Below are 14,516 nucleotides of genomic sequence, written 5' to 3' on the forward strand. Positions count from 1 at the left end.
CTGAAGGCGAGGAAGCCATGGCGATTGCCGCCATATTCGATGAAGGCGGCTTGCAGCGAGGGTTCGACCCGGGTGACTTTTGCGAGATAGATGTTGCCGCGGAGTTGTTTGCGCTGGGCGGTTTCGAAATCAAACTCTTCGACGCGGTTGCCACGGACCACGACCACCCGGGTCTCTTCCGGGTGGGTGGCGTCGATCAGCATCTTGTTGGCCATTTTTCAACTCATGTCGGCGAAGCGCGCGCGAAACGGCTCGCGCAAGCAGCGCGGCCGGCAGACGCGACGGTCCACCTGATTCGGGGGTGAGGGGAAGGCCGAAACGCATCGCGGTGTGCCGTGCCGGTCGGAGACCCGAGGCGACGCGCAAAGCGAAGCGAGAGCTTCGCGGCGGCGCGGCCTTTGCGTGGGTCGGTTTCGGCATCGCAGTCTGGCGCATTAAGCGTCGGCCCGTCTGAACAGGTGGCGGCTCGATCGGCCGCCGTGTCGTTTCGCTGATGGGCCGGCTCCGCGCCGAGGCGCTAAGCCGGAGTAGGGCATCCGGCAGGTGTGCCGAATGTGGCCGGTCATGAAGTGTTGAACCGTCCCTGGTACAAGAGAAGGCCCGGGGACGGACGCCGTTCGGGCTGGGCCGGCACTCCTTGACCTGCCGCGCGCTGCGCTGGCTCGGAGGGGCCGGCAAAACGCAAAATCCGCCGGGTTTGGGATCGGGGACTTAGCGCTGCACCGAGTGGCTGAACGCGACACAACCGGTAGTATAGACCGTCAGCAATAAATACATACGTGGATTGGGTGGCGGTTGCAAGGTGAGCGTCACGGCCCGGCAACACTCCGCAGGTTTCATCCCGAGCCACTTAAGGTCCGATTAACCGTGCAGTTCTATTGCGGTAGAACGACTTCCGGGAGGGTTGGGATTCGTTTGGCACGCCGCGCAAATCATTTTGTTTTGTACTGTGCAATCGGTGCGTGCGCTGCAGCATTGTCGTGGCTGACGCCCTGTATGCTGACGCCCGCGTCCGCCGAGACCGCTGCGCCTGCCGCCGCTCCCATTCCGACCTCTTTTCCGATCGCATCTGACGCCCGCATTGCCGGTGACGATCACCAGACCCGCCTGATCGTCGATCTGGACGGGAAGGTGCCGCTTCGCGCGTTCGCGCTGGCTGACCCGTATCGCGTCGTCATCGACCTGCCCCAGGTCAATTTCCGGCTGCCGAAGGGCACCGGCGAGAGCGGGCGCGGTCTGATCAAGGCGTTTCGCTACGGCCTGGTCATGCCGGGCGGCTCGCGAATCGTGCTCGATCTCACCGGGCCGGCCAAGATCGCCAAGGCCGAGATCCTCGATCCCGCCAACGGTCAGCCCGGCCGGATGGTGATCGATCTGGAGTCGATCGACCGGGCCGCCTTCATGCAGGCGCTGCAGACGGCCGAGAATGTCGCCGAATTGCGCCCGACGGTGGCCGGTACCGAGACCACCGCGACGGTGTCGCGGAGCGTGCCGCTGCCGAAGGTCGAGACCGACGATCCGCGCCCGGTGGTGGTGATCGACCCCGGTCACGGCGGCATCGACAATGGCACCCAATCTGCCGACGGCGTCGCCGAGAAGACCATCGTGCTGGATTTCGCCGTGGCGCTGCGTGACCGGCTGGCGCAGCAGGGCAAATTCCGCGTGGTGCTGACCCGCGCCGACGACACCTTCATCCCGCTCGGCGACCGGGTGAAGATCGCCCGCGAGCAGTCCGCTGCGCTGTTCGTCTCGATCCACGCCGACGCGCTGCCGCGTAAGGAGGGTGACGCCCAGGGCGCCACCATTTACACGCTGTCCGACAAGGCGTCCGACGCCGAAGCGCAGCGGCTGGCGGACGCCGAAAACAAGGCGGATGCGATCGGCGGCGTCAATCTCACCGAAGAGCCGACCGAGGTCGCCGATATCCTGATCGACCTGGCTCAGCGCGAGACCAAGGCGTTTTCCAACCGATTCGCCCAGCAGCTGATGAAGGACATGAAGGCGACCACGCGGATGCATAAGCGGCCGATGAAGTCGGCCGGCTTCCGGGTGCTGAAAGCCCCCGATGTACCTTCGGTGCTGATCGAGCTCGGCTACGTCTCCAACAAGGCCGATCTGCAGTACCTGCTGTCCGAGCAGTGGCGCAGCAAGACCGTTGGCGCGGTCGCTCAGGCGATCGATTCGTTCCTGAGCAAGCGCCTGGTGACCGCCGGCCCGCCGGGCTGAGGCTGCCTCAAGCGGTGCGGGGACAGGCCTAGCCGGGCCCTAGTTTGGCCACAGCGTAAGCTCTATAAGAAGTTCGATAAGACAGGCTGCCCGGTTCGCGAGGCGATTGCAGTTCGGGCCTCGCCCGGTGGCGCAAACCGCCCGGGTTGCGAACGGTGGCATTCTCGGTCAAGGGACATCCGCCGCGAGGCGCGGCCCTGGATGGAAACGGAACTTTTTGATGCGCTTTCTGCTGCGTTTCTTCGGCTTCCTGTTCGCGGCCGGAACGATCGTGTTCCTGGTCGGCGTTGCAGCCGTCGCCGGGCTGATCTGGCACTTCTCCAAGGACCTGCCGGACTACTCGCAGCTGCAGGACTACGAACCGCCGGTGATGACGCGAATCCATGCGTCCGACGGATCGCTGCTCGCCGAATACGCCAAGGAGCGCCGGCTGTACCTGCCGATCCAGGCGGTGCCGAAGCTGGTCATCAACGCGTTCCTCGCCGCCGAAGACAAGAATTTCTACGAGCACGGCGGCATCGACTATCAGGGCATGGCGCGCGCCGCGCTGCTCTACGCGCAGAACATCGGCACCAACCGCCGGCCGCAGGGCGCCTCCACCATCACCCAGCAGGTCGCCAAGAACTTCCTTCTGACCAACGAGGTGTCGTTCACCCGTAAGATCAAGGAAGCCTTGCTGGCGATGCGGATCGAGCGCGCCTATTCCAAGGACAAGATCCTCGAGCTGTATCTCAACGAAATCTATCTCGGCCTCGGCGCCTACGGCATCGCCGCGGCGTCGCTGGTCTACTTCGACAAATCGGTCAACGAACTGACGGTCGCGGAAGCGTCGTATCTGGCGGCGCTGCCGAAGGCGCCCGCCGCGCTGCACCCGATCCGCAACCACGACCGCGCCGTCGAACGCCGCAATTACGTGATCGACCGCCTGGTCGAGAACGGTTGGATCAGCCAGGCCGACGCCGACAAGGCGCGCAAGTCTCCGCTGACCGTCACCAACCGTGGCAACGCCGCGCACACCTTCGCGGGCGAATACTTCGCCGAGGAAGTCCGCCGCGACATCTTCGAGCGCTACGGCGAGAAGAAGCTGTACGAGGGCGGCCTGTCGGTGCGCACCACGCTCGATCCGAAGCTGCAGATCGAAGCGCGCAAGACCATGGTTGCAGGCCTCGTCCGGTTCGACGAAGCGCGTGGTTGGCGCGGGCCGGTCACCAAGCTCGAGACCGCTGGCGACTGGGGCGTCAAGCTTGCCGACGTGAAAGCGCTGGCCGACATCACGCCGTGGCGGATGGCGGTGGTGCTGGAAACCTCCGACCAGTCGGCGCGGATCGGCTTCCAGCCCGGCCGCGAACTCGGCGGCGCGATCTCCAAGCAGCGCGAAACCGGTCTCGTGACCCTCGAAGGCGTCAAGTGGGCCAAGCCGGCTGCCGGCCCGTCGCGCGGCAAGACCCCGCGCACGGTGTCCGAAGTGCTGTCGCCGGGCGAAGTGATTTATGTCGACCCGCTGCTCGACAAGGACGGCAAGGCGATCGAGGGCCAGTACCGGCTGCGGCAGCTGCCGGAAGTCTCCGGCGCGATGGTGGCGATGGACCCGTCCACGGGCCGCGTGCTGGCGATGGTCGGTGGCTTCTCGTTCGACCAGAGCCAGTTCAACCGCGCCACTCAGGCGTATCGGCAGCCGGGTTCGTCGTTCAAGCCGCTGGTGTACTCGGCCGCGATGGACAATGGCTACACCCCGTCGACGGTGGTGATCGACGCTCCGATCGAAATCGACCAGGGGCAGGGCGTCGGTGTGTGGCGTCCTGAGAACTACTCGACCGGCAAGTATTACGGCCCGACCACGCTGCGCAACGCGCTGCAGCGCTCGCTCAACACCGTGACGGTGCGGCTGGCGCAGGACATCGGCATGCCGTTGATCGGCGAATACGCCAAGCGGTTCGGCGTCTATGACGACCTGCCGAACTATCTCTCGTATGCGCTCGGCGCCGGTGAAACCACGGTGATGCGGATGGTCACCGCCTATTCGATGTTCGCCAATGGCGGACGGCGGGTGAAGGCGACGCTGATCGACCGCATCCAGGACCGCTACGGCCACACCATCTTCAAGCACGACCAGCGCGAATGCCGCGGCTGCGAAGCGCCCAACGGCTGGAAGAACCAGCCGGAGCCGCAGCTCGTCGACCGCCGCGAGCAGGTGCTCGATCCGATGACCGCCTATCAGATCACCTCGATGATGGAAGGCGTGGTTCAGGCCGGTACCGCGACCGTGCTGCGCGAGGTCGGCAAGCCGATCGCCGGCAAGACCGGCACCACCAACGACGAGAAGGACGCCTGGTTCATCGGCTTCTCGCCGGACCTCGTCTGCGGCGTCTATATCGGCTACGACAAGCCGCGCAATCTCGGCCGCGGCGCGACCGGCGGCCATCTCGCGGCGCCGATCGCCAAGGACTTCTTCAAGCTCGCGCTCGCCGAGAAGCCGGCGGTGCCGTTCCGTGTGCCGGCCGGCATCAAGCTGGTCCGCGTCGACGCCAAGAGCGGCATGCGCGCCGGCCCGGGCGACGGCCGCACCATCCTCGAGGCGTTTAAGCCGGGCACCGCGCCGCCGGACAATTACGCCGTGATCGGCGTCGCCGACGCCGACGCGCGCCAGCAGCAGCAACAGCAGATGGCGCCGCCGGACGATCGCGGCTTCATGCGGCCGGGCACCGGCGGGCTGTACTAGCCCCACGGCCAATCGCCGCGCGGTTGATCGCGGCGATTGCGCTTTGCCGCCGCGACCGCTAAATCGCCTTCATCATCGATGCGGCCACGAGGGCCGCATCTCCGCCATCAGAGTTTCCATGCGCGCAGAAATCGAACGCCTCGTCGAAGAGATCAAGCAGTCAGTCGGGCTGCTGAGGAGGCATCTTTGACGTCGATCAGTCGACCGTCCGCCTCGCGGAGCTGAACAAGCTCGCCGAGGATCCCGACCTCTGGAACGATCCGCAGAAGGCCCAGAAGCTGATGCAGGAGCGCACCTCGCTTGAGGATTCGCTCACCGGCATCGGCAAGGTCGAGCGTGAGCTGACCGACAATATCGAGATGATCGAACTCGGCGAGGCCGAGGGCGACGAAGGTATTGTCAAGGAAGCCGAGGACGCGCTGAAAGCGCTGAAGAAGGAAGTGGCGCGCCGCGAGCTGGAAGCGCTGCTGTCCGGCGAGGCCGACCGCTTCGACACCTATCTCGAAGTCCACGCCGGCGCCGGCGGCACCGAGAGCCAGGACTGGGCCTCGATGCTGCTGCGGATGTATGTCCGCTGGGCCGAGAAGCACGGCTTCAAGATCGAGTATCTCGAAGAGTCGGAGGGCGAAGAGGCAGGGATCAAGTCGGCGACGATTCAGATCTCCGGCCACAACGCCTATGGTTGGCTTAAGACCGAGGCCGGCGTGCATCGCCTGGTGCGGATCTCGCCGTTCGACTCCAACGCCCGCCGGCACACCTCGTTCTCGAGCGTGCAGATTTTTCCGGTGATCGACAATTCGATCAAGATCGACATCGCCGAGTCCGACGTTCGTGTCGACACGATGCGGTCGGGCGGCGCCGGCGGTCAGCACGTCAACAAGACCGAATCCGCGGTGCGCCTGACGCACATTCCGACCGGCGTCGCGGTGGTCTGTCAGGCCGGCCGGTCGCAGCACAAGAATCGGGCGCAGGCTTGGGACATGCTGCGCGCGCGGCTGTACGAGATCGAGCTGAAGAAGCGCGAAGAGCAGGCCGCCGCTGACCAGGCCGCCAAAACCGAAATCGGCTGGGGTCACCAGATCCGCTCTTACGTGCTGCAGCCGTATCAGATGGTGAAGGATCTGCGCACCGGCGTGCAGACTTCCGACACCGCCGGCGTGCTCGACGGCGACCTCGACGAGTTCATGGCCGCGACCCTGGCCCAGCGCGCCTTCGGCGGCGGACCGGGCGCGATCGAGGACGTCGACTAAGCGTGGGCGAGGGCGCCCGCGCGAGGGTCGGCTTCATCGGCCTCGGCAAGATGGGCCACGGCATGGCCGGCCGGCTGCTTGACGCCGGCTTTGATGTCGCGGTGTGGAATCGCAGCAAGGCCAAGGCGGACGACCTGATCCGCCGCGGCGCGCGATGGGCCGATAGCCCGGCCGAAGCGGCGCGTGATGCGCGCGCCATCCTGACAATGGTCGCCGACGATGCCGCCTCGCAGACGGTGTGGCTCGGCCCTGAGGGCGCGGCAACGACTGCTCCGGCCGGTGCGCTGGCGATCGAATGTTCGACGGTGTCGCACCAGCACGCCCTCGATATGGCCGCTGCTCTCCGTGCACGACGCCTAGTGTATATCGATTGTCCGGTGACCGGACTTCCCGATGCCGCTGCGCGCGGCGAGCTGACATTGCTGATTGGGGCTGAGCCGGCCGACCTTGATCTGGCCCGGCCGTTTCTCGCGCCGCTGAGCCAGACGATCCGCCATTTCGGCGCGGTCGGCGCCGGCACGGTCTACAAGCTGATCAACAATCTGATGGGCGCGATCCAGATCGCCGGGATTGCCGAGGGCATCGCCATCGCCGAACAGGCCGGTCTCGACATGGCGCTGGTGCGCGAGGCGCTCCTCGGCAGTGTGGTGGCAAGTCCGCAGGTGCTGCGTCACGCGCCCCGCATGATCGCCCGCGACTTCAGCAACGCCACCTTCACGGCCGCGCTGCGGCACAAGGATGCGGTGTATGCGGTGCAGCTCGCCGAGACGCTGCGACTGGAGCTGCCGCTGTCGCGCGCCGCGGTGGCAAGTTACGCGCGCGCGACCGATGCGGCGCCGGACGACGACGAGGGCAGAATTGTCGAAGTGATTTCGAAACCGCATCCGCGCGATTAGGCGGCCACACGGCAGCTTGATCCGTGAACCCTTCGCGGCGGGCGGAGCAAGCGATGCTAACCCGCGCCCGCCAGCCGCACGCCGGCGCGCAGGAATTTCTGCGGATCTACCGCTTCGCCATCAATGCGGGTTTCGTAGTGCAGATGCGGGCCGGTCGAGCGGCCGGTGGAGCCGACTTCGCCGATCACTTGGCCGATCTGCACGCTCTGGCCGACCTTGGCGATGATCTTCGACAGATGGCCGTAGCGGGTCGACAGGCCGTTGCCGTGATCGATCTCGACCATCTGGCCGTAGCCGCCCTGCCAGCCCGCATTCACCACCTTGCCGACCGCAGTGGCGCGGACCGGATCGCCGCTGGAGGCGCGGAAGTCGAGCCCGGTGTGCATCGCCGGACGGCCGAGGAACGGATCGGAGCGGACACCGAAGCCCGAGGAGAATTCGACTTCGCCGAGCACCGGCTTACGATATGGCACCAGGGCGAGGGCGCGGTTGAGGCGTTCGAACTGCGAGCGGCTGATGTAGATCCGGTACAGCTGCCGGTCGAACGCGCTGGCGTTGGCGCCCGGCTGCTTCACCGGCACGAACGGGCCGCCGACGGCAGCGCGCGGCGCGGAGGCTTCGATGCCGCGGGCGTCGAGGCCGAGATCAGTCAGCCCGCCGCGCATCCGGCGCGCGCGCGACTCGAAGCTCTCTTCGACCGCACCGAGCGAGGCGACCTGGCGGCGCTCGACCTGATCGAGCGAGGTCTGCAGCCGCATCAAGACGCTCTCAACGCCCTGGCTCTTGGCATACTGCGTCGGCGCTTGTTCGAGCGCGGACGGCGAGGTGCGCGACTCCAGACGCGCCTCGCGGTCCGGCGGCGCGACGAAGATCACCGTGTCGTTGATTGGCGACGGCTTCGGCCGGCTGCTCGTCTCGGCTTCGAATGACGGCGTGCGGGTCGGCTTGATGCTGCCGGTGACGCCGACGTCGGGCAGGGCGCTCAGCGCGCCGGCGCGCGACTCCAGCAGGGACTGCCGCCGCATGATCTGTTCGAGCTTCTGATCGAACTGCTCCTGGTCGAGCAGCTGCCGGCTGGTGGTGCGATCGACCTTGGCGCGCAGCTCGGCGATCCGATCCTCATAGGCATATTGCATCTCGGCCTGGCGGGCGATCAGCCGCGTCAGCACGTCGTCGCGGAATGTGAAGTACGTCGCGGTCGCCGCGCTCCAGCAGCCCAGCAGCACGACGCTGCCGACCGCGATCCAGAACAGCACCGGCCCGATCCGCACCTGACGGCCGGCATGCGCAATCGTGTAGCTGTTACCAGCCGGCGCCGGCCGCTGAGGCGGACGCGCTTGGCGCGGCGCCGCCGGGCGAGGGGCTTGTTGGTGGGCGTGGGGGTGAATCGCTGCGGATGGGTGGCCGGAACGGTACGACATCGGAACTCCCGCGCCGAACGGAAACTCGTCACGGTTCCGCTCAAGGCGCGGTGCGATTTGACCCCTGCATGGTTAATTTTCAGAAAATGAAAACTATAGAGATTGCGCTGCAGCGAGCACCTGATCGGCGTGGCCGTCGACCTTCACGTTGCGCCACACCCGCGCGACGCGGCCCTCAGCATCGATCAAAACCGTGCTGCGAATAATCCCTTCGAACTTCCGGCCGTACAACGATTTCTCGCCCCAGGCGCCATACGCTTCGAGCATCGCGTGGGTGGGATCGGACAGCAGCGGCGTCGCCAGCTGATGTTTGTCGCGGAACGAGTCCTGCGCTTTCACCGAGTCGGCCGAGACACCGAGCACGGCCGTGCCGCAGGCTTTGAAATCGGCGGCGAGGCGGGTGAAGTCGATCGCCTCACGGGTGCAGCCGGGGGTGTTGGCCTTGGGATAGAAGAACAGCACCAGCTTGCGGCCGGCGAAGTCCGCGCGGGAGATCTCGCCGCCGCCATCGCGCGGCAGCCTGAAGTCCGGCGCGACGCTGCCCTCGGCGAGGCCGGCTGGCTTGGTCGCGGCGGATTTGGTCGCTGGCTTTGCAGCAGACTTCGTCGCCGCCGTCTTGGCAGCCGGAGTCTTGGCAGCAGGCGACTCGGCTGCCGCCTTCGTGGTCACCTTGGAGGTTTTCTTGGTGGCGGGCTTGGTGGCCGTCTTGGATGGTTTCTTTGGCGTCGGCTTGGGCATGCGCCTTCCTTTCGTCGCTTTCGAAGGGTCAAACATCGATTATCGCCTGGAAACGATGCGAGTTTGCCGCTGCTGGGCAAATCCGTCGACCTCGGGGTATGGTTGCAGGGATTCGGCGTACCGACCATCCCCGTTTGTTCAATGGGCCCGTTGGGCCGGTGGCGAGTTGAGGTTTCAAGCGAGGATTGGCAGCAATGCCGCCACAGGAGCGCATCCTGCGCGACGGCGCACACCCCTCCCGCGAAGAACCGGCTCCCGACGCGCGCGTGCAACGAGAGGCAATGGCCAAACATCCGACGCCGGACCAGTCCGACCCGCACGCTGGCCAAGACTCCAACGATCCCCATTGGCACGATGGCCATTGGGATCATGAGCACGAGGAAGATGCGCGGCACCGCGCCCGCAAATTGCTGAAGCGCCGCAACCTCGGTCTCGATCGTATCGACGACTGGCCGAGCCGCCGCGCGTCGGGATCTCCGTGGCTGAAGCGGACGCTGCTGACGCTCGCGGTGGTCGGCGCCGTGCTGATCGCGAGCTTCGCCGGCCTGTGGCTGCGGCTCGGCGTCGGCCCGATCAATCTCGACATGGTGACGCCGTGGCTGGCAGACGCGATCGAAGAGAACATCGGTCAGGGCAACACCGTCGAGATCGGCGGCACTCAGATCGAGCGAGCCGGCCGGATTCGGATCGCGGTGCGGATTCGCGACATCGTGGTGCGCGACCGCGATCACGTCGTGGTCGCCTCGGCGCCCAAAGCCGAGGTGCGGCTATCCGGCTGGGCGCTGATGACCGGCAGGCTGCGTGCCGAGAGCCTGCGGCTGGTCGGCGCTGAACTGGCGATCCGGATTGATCCAGACGGGCAGGTGACGGTTTCGGCAGGCTCGACGGATCGGCCGCTGGCCACTGGCGTCGCGCCGAGCAGCCGTCCGGCTGAATTCAAGCTCCCGACCCAGCCGACCACTCCGGATGCAGGGGCGGCGGCGCCGGGTGCGACGCCGCCGGCGGCCTCGACCAACACGCCGCCGCCACCGACGGCGACCGATACGTCGGACACCATGAAGGGCGTGCTGGCCGGGCTCGAATGGCTGGACAGCCTCAGCCTGAGCGGGCTCGATGGTCAGAACCTCAACGAGATCGGCCTGAAGAACGGCAACCTCGTCGTCGACGACCAGCAGCGCGGCAACCGTTGGACCTTCGAGAACATCTCGCTCAGCCTGCGCCGCCCGAGCACCGGCGGCGTCGCGCTCAGCGTCGGCGAGGAGGGCGGGCTCAAGGCGTGGTCGCTCCGCGTCCAGGTCGGCCCGGCGCATGACGGAGTCCGCTCGGTCGAACTCCACGCCAACCAGGTGCCGACCCGGACCTTGCTGTTGGCGCTGCGGCTGAAGAACCTGACCTACAGTGCCGACTTCCCGCTCACTGGCGATTTGAAGGGCGAAGTCGGCCGCGACGGCGTCCCGACCTATTTCCGCGGCAAGCTGACCGCCGGCGCCGGCACCGTGATCGATTCCGACACGCCCGACTATCCGATGGCGATCGACCAGATCGAAACCTCGTTCGAATGGGACGCCAATCGCCGTGTGCTGATCGCGCCGTTCAAGGTGTTGGCCGGCCCGAACAGGGTGACGCTGCTGGCCTCCCTCGAGCCGCCGAACGGCAGCGTCAACGACTGGCGGCTCGGACTGTCCGGCGGCACCATCGTTCTGCCGGGCGCGCAGAACGAAAGCCCGCTGATCTTCAACCGGATTGCGGTTCGGGTCCGTTTCGATAGCGCCAATCGCCGCGTGCTGCTGACCCAGGCCGACGTCAGCAATGGCGAGATCGGCGTGGCCGGCTCCGGCAGCATCGATTACTCCGGCGAGCCGCGGTTGACGCTGGGCCTTGCCGGCACCCCGATGTCGGTGTCGGCGCTGAAGCGGATGTGGCCGGTGCTGATCGTGCCGGAGCTGCGCGAGTGGGTGAACGACAGGATCCTCGCCGGCTCGATCCAGACCATCGACATCGCGATCAATTCGCCGATGAAGAACCTGTCGCGCCGCGGCCCGCCGATCCCGGACGAAGGGCTGCTGGTCAACATCCTCGGCAATGGCGCGGCGATCCATCCGGTCGATGGCATGCCGGTCGTGAAGGATGCCGACATGCGGGTGCGGGTCACCGGCCGCACCGCAACGGTTGCGATCAATCAGGCCAATGCCGACACCGACGGCGGCCGCAAGGTGGCGCTGTCGGACATCCTGTTCGAGGTGCCGGATCTGGCGCCGAAGCCGGCGCCGGCGCGGATCAAGTTCAAACTCGAGGGCCCGGTGCCCGCGGTCGCCGAAGTGCTGGCCTCCGGCCGGCTCAGTGACGCCGCGGCGCTGCCGATCGATCCCAACACCAGCAAGGGCAACGTCTCGGCGCAGGTCGCGCTCGGCATGCCGATCCAGCGCGAGCTGACCAAGCAGGACACCAGCTACTCGATCAACGCCGACCTCAACGGCTTCTCCGCCGACAAGGTGGCGATGGGCCAGAAGCTCGAGGCCAACGCGCTGAAGGTGATCGCCAACAACCAGGGCTACCAGGTCAAGGGCGACGTCAAAATCAATAGTCAGGCGGCGTCGCTGGACTATCGCAAGCCGGTCGATGGCGACGCCGACGTCAAGCTGCAGGCGACGCTCGACGATGCCAGCCGCGCCCGGCTCGGTGTCGATCTCGGCAGCGGTCTCAGCGGTCCGCTTGGCGTGAAGTTGACCGGCAAGATGGGTGACAACGAACAGGATTCCAAGTTCGGCATCGAAGCCGATCTCACCCCGGTGAAGGTCGACAATCTGTTGCCGGGATGGAGCAAGCAGCCCGGCAAGCCCGGCAAGGCGACCTTCAACGTCACGCGCAAGCCGCAGTCGACCCGGCTCGATGATGTCACCATCGAAGGCGGCGGCACGCTGATCAAAGGGGCGCTCGAAGTCGACCCCGAAGGCGACCTGATCAACATCAACTTTCCGGTGTACTCGCCTTCCGAAGGCGACAAGGCGATGCTGAAGGCCGACCGCGGCCCAGACGGCGTGCTGAAGGCGGTGATGCGCGGCGACGTGTTCGACGGCCGCGGCTTCATTCGCTCCGCGCTGTCGGGCGGCTCCAGCGACGCCAAGGGCAAGAGCATCGATTTCGATCTCGACCTGAAGTTCGGCGCGGTGGCCGGCTTCTCCGGCGAGGCGCTGCGCAGCCTCGACGTCAAGACGACGCGCCGCAACGGCGCGATCCGCAGTTTCTCGATGAACGGCAAGCTCGGCCGCGACACCCCGATCACCGCCGATCTGCGTGGCCGCAATCAGGGCCGCGAAGTTATCTATCTCGAGACCAATGACGCCGGCGCGTTCTTCCGCTTCACCGACAGCTACTCGAAGATGTATGGCGGCCAGCTCTCGCTGGCGGTGGAGCCGCCTGGCGGCGAGCCGCGCGAGAAGGAAGGCCTGATCAACGTTCGCGACTTCACCGTCAAGGGCGAGGCTGCGCTCGACCGCGTCGCCGCCGGCGCGCCGGGCGGACCGCCGCAGGGGCTGGCGTTCTCGCGCCTGCGCGCCGAGTTCAGCCGGCAGAACGGCACGCTGACTATTCGCGACGGCGTGGTGAAGGGGCCGACGATCGGCGCCACCATCGAAGGCTCGATCGATTACAGCGCCAACCAGGTGCGGATGAGCGGCACCTTCGTGCCGATGTACGGGCTGAACAATATGTTCGGGCAGATCCCGATCGTCGGCCTGTTCCTGGGGGGCGGCAGCAACGAGGGGCTGATCGGCGTCACCTATGAGGTGGTCGGCACGCCGGGCAAGCCGGTGCTGCGGGTCAACCCGATCTCGGCGATGGCACCGGGCGTGCTGCGCAAGATCTTCGAATTCAACACCGGCCGACAAAACAACGGCGCCGATTTCCCGGCGCCGCCAAACTAATCAGATAACGATCTATCTCCGTCATTGTGAGTCAACGGGTCCGGCCTCCGGCCGGCCCGATGACAGCTTCCGCAAAGCAATCCAGCTCGGTGTACGGAGCTGGATTGCTTCGTCGGCTTCGCCAATGACGAGGTGTGGCCTTACTTGCCGCGCAGCCACGGCACCATGCGGCCGAGCGTTGCGTCGTGACGGAAGTACTGGTGCCACAGCGCGCCGATCACGTGGATCAGCACGACGATCGCGGTCAAAAGGAACAGCGGTTCGTGCGCGGCATGCAGGGCGCCGGCGATTGCGTCGTTCTTGGCGAGCGGCGGGATGCCGAGCAGGTCGACGCCGCGGCCGGAGAACAGCGTCATGCCGAGGCCGGTGATCGGGACCGCCAGCAGCAGCAGGTAGAGCAGGCCGTGGCTGATCCGGGCAATCACCTCGGTGATGCGCGGCGAGGGTACCAGATCGGGCGCGCCGTGGATTTTGATCCACAGAATGCGAACCACGCCGAGGCCCAGCACGAGGGTGCCGATCGCCTTGTGCCAGCTGTACAGCGTGCCACGCAGCGGATCGGTCTTCTCCAGCCCGTGCGCGTATTGCATCGAGGCGAACAGGGCGATCACGGCGAAGAAAATCAGCCAGTGAATGAGGACAGCGAGCGCGCCGTATTGGGCGGGCCGTTTGTCGGCGGTATCAAGTGTCGTGGTGGTCATGATGTCTCCGAAGCGAAATCGCGGCATGTCAAAGCCCGCCACGCGAGCAGCCCATCGGACGATGATGCCCGGCAGGGCGGCGGCAGCGTGTGATCGAGCGCAATTTGGCCGAACACATTTTGCTGATCGCAGAGGCGAGGGGCCGCTAATGGCCCGGTCTATGCCACGCAGGAATTGCGAAGTCATGACTGATAGTTGCGACTGAAACGCAACAGCGTGCGCTTATTGTCGCTCCCGCAGCGCCGGGACTACCAGGAACGGGATCATGCCGAGCACCACGCTCACCAGCGCGAAGCCGAGCACCGGATTGTAGCTCTGGGTGAGGTCATGCAGCAGGCCGCCGCACCATGATCCGAATGCCGAGCCGAGGCCGCTGCCGATCGAGATCGTGCCGTAGATCGTGCCGACGCGCTTGCCGCGGAAGATGCTCATCGCGGTGGCGGTGATCAGCGGGCCGCGCGAGCCGATCATCGAGCCGAAGCAGATCACGAAGCCGCCGAGCAGCAACAGGTTCGGATACCACTGCAGCAGCCAGAGCAGCCCGAGGCCGGTGATCGAGATCGCATAAGAAAACAGGATCGACGGACGCCGTCCGATCACGCCGTCCAGCCAGCTCACGCCGAGCATGCCGACCACCAGCAC

General features: G+C 66.3%; 10 protein-coding genes. 5 read left to right on the plus strand and 5 right to left on the minus strand.

Annotated elements, in window-relative coordinates:
* Positions 1-215: hypothetical protein (locus DYI24_RS09260; protein WP_164572077.1), on the minus strand; the 215-nt coding region annotated here is incomplete at its 3' end.
* A 700-nt stretch (positions 216-915) separates the two neighbouring features.
* On the opposite strand from DYI24_RS09260, the gene DYI24_RS09265 reads away from it, so the two are divergent.
* The 4 genes from DYI24_RS09265 (at position 916) to DYI24_RS09280 (ending at position 7,091) form a co-directional block, all read left to right on the plus strand.
* Entirely contained in the window at positions 916-2,226 is a 1,311-nt protein-coding gene (locus DYI24_RS09265) for an N-acetylmuramoyl-L-alanine amidase (protein WP_164572078.1), read from the plus strand.
* A gap of 220 nt (positions 2,227-2,446) precedes the next feature.
* Positions 2,447-4,945: a penicillin-binding protein 1A gene (locus DYI24_RS09270; RefSeq protein WP_107344387.1), complete on the plus strand. Its 2,499-nt coding sequence runs from the start codon at positions 2,447-2,449 to the stop codon at positions 4,943-4,945.
* 118 nt (positions 4,946-5,063) lie between these two features.
* Positions 5,064-6,195, plus strand: a protein-coding gene (gene prfB, locus DYI24_RS09275) for a peptide chain release factor 2 (protein ID WP_012495939.1) whose coding sequence is annotated in 2 segments (ribosomal slippage) — positions 5,064-5,132 and positions 5,134-6,195 — 1,131 coding nt in all. Because the reading frame shifts where the segments join, the coding sequence is not laid out codon by codon here.
* A 2-nt stretch (positions 6,196-6,197) separates the two neighbouring features.
* Positions 6,198-7,091, plus strand: coding sequence for an NAD(P)-dependent oxidoreductase (locus tag DYI24_RS09280; RefSeq protein ID WP_349627757.1), 894 nt, complete (start codon positions 6,198-6,200; stop codon positions 7,089-7,091).
* Positions 7,092-7,147: 56 nt separating this feature from the next.
* Here DYI24_RS09280 and DYI24_RS09285 read toward each other — a convergent pair whose 3' ends face one another.
* Positions 7,148-8,512, minus strand: a complete 1,365-nt coding sequence (locus DYI24_RS09285) for a M23 family metallopeptidase (RefSeq protein ID WP_164572079.1) — start codon at positions 8,510-8,512, stop codon at positions 7,148-7,150.
* 93 nt (positions 8,513-8,605) lie between these two features.
* Complete coding sequence (locus DYI24_RS09290; RefSeq protein ID WP_164572080.1) at positions 8,606-9,250, minus strand: peroxiredoxin; 645 nt, start codon at positions 9,248-9,250, stop codon at positions 8,606-8,608.
* A gap of 194 nt (positions 9,251-9,444) precedes the next feature.
* On the opposite strand from DYI24_RS09290, the gene DYI24_RS09295 reads away from it, so the two are divergent.
* Positions 9,445-13,173, plus strand: coding sequence for a YhdP family protein (locus tag DYI24_RS09295; RefSeq protein WP_164572081.1), 3,729 nt, complete (start codon positions 9,445-9,447; stop codon positions 13,171-13,173).
* Positions 13,174-13,313: 140 nt separating this feature from the next.
* Here the strand turns inward: DYI24_RS09295 and DYI24_RS09300 are convergent, their stop codons facing one another.
* Both DYI24_RS09300 and DYI24_RS09305 read right to left on the minus strand, forming a co-directional pair.
* A complete protein-coding gene (locus tag DYI24_RS09300; protein ID WP_107346581.1) occupies positions 13,314-13,874 on the minus strand; it encodes a cytochrome b in 561 nt (186 codons plus the stop codon).
* Between the two features lie 222 nt (positions 13,875-14,096).
* A partial coding sequence (locus DYI24_RS09305) for an MFS transporter (protein WP_164572082.1) occupies positions 14,097-14,516 on the minus strand: 420 nt, incomplete at its 5' end.

This window comes from Rhodopseudomonas sp. BR0C11, assembly GCF_010820945.1.
Lineage (GTDB): Bacteria > Pseudomonadota > Alphaproteobacteria > Rhizobiales > Xanthobacteraceae > Rhodopseudomonas > Rhodopseudomonas palustris_H.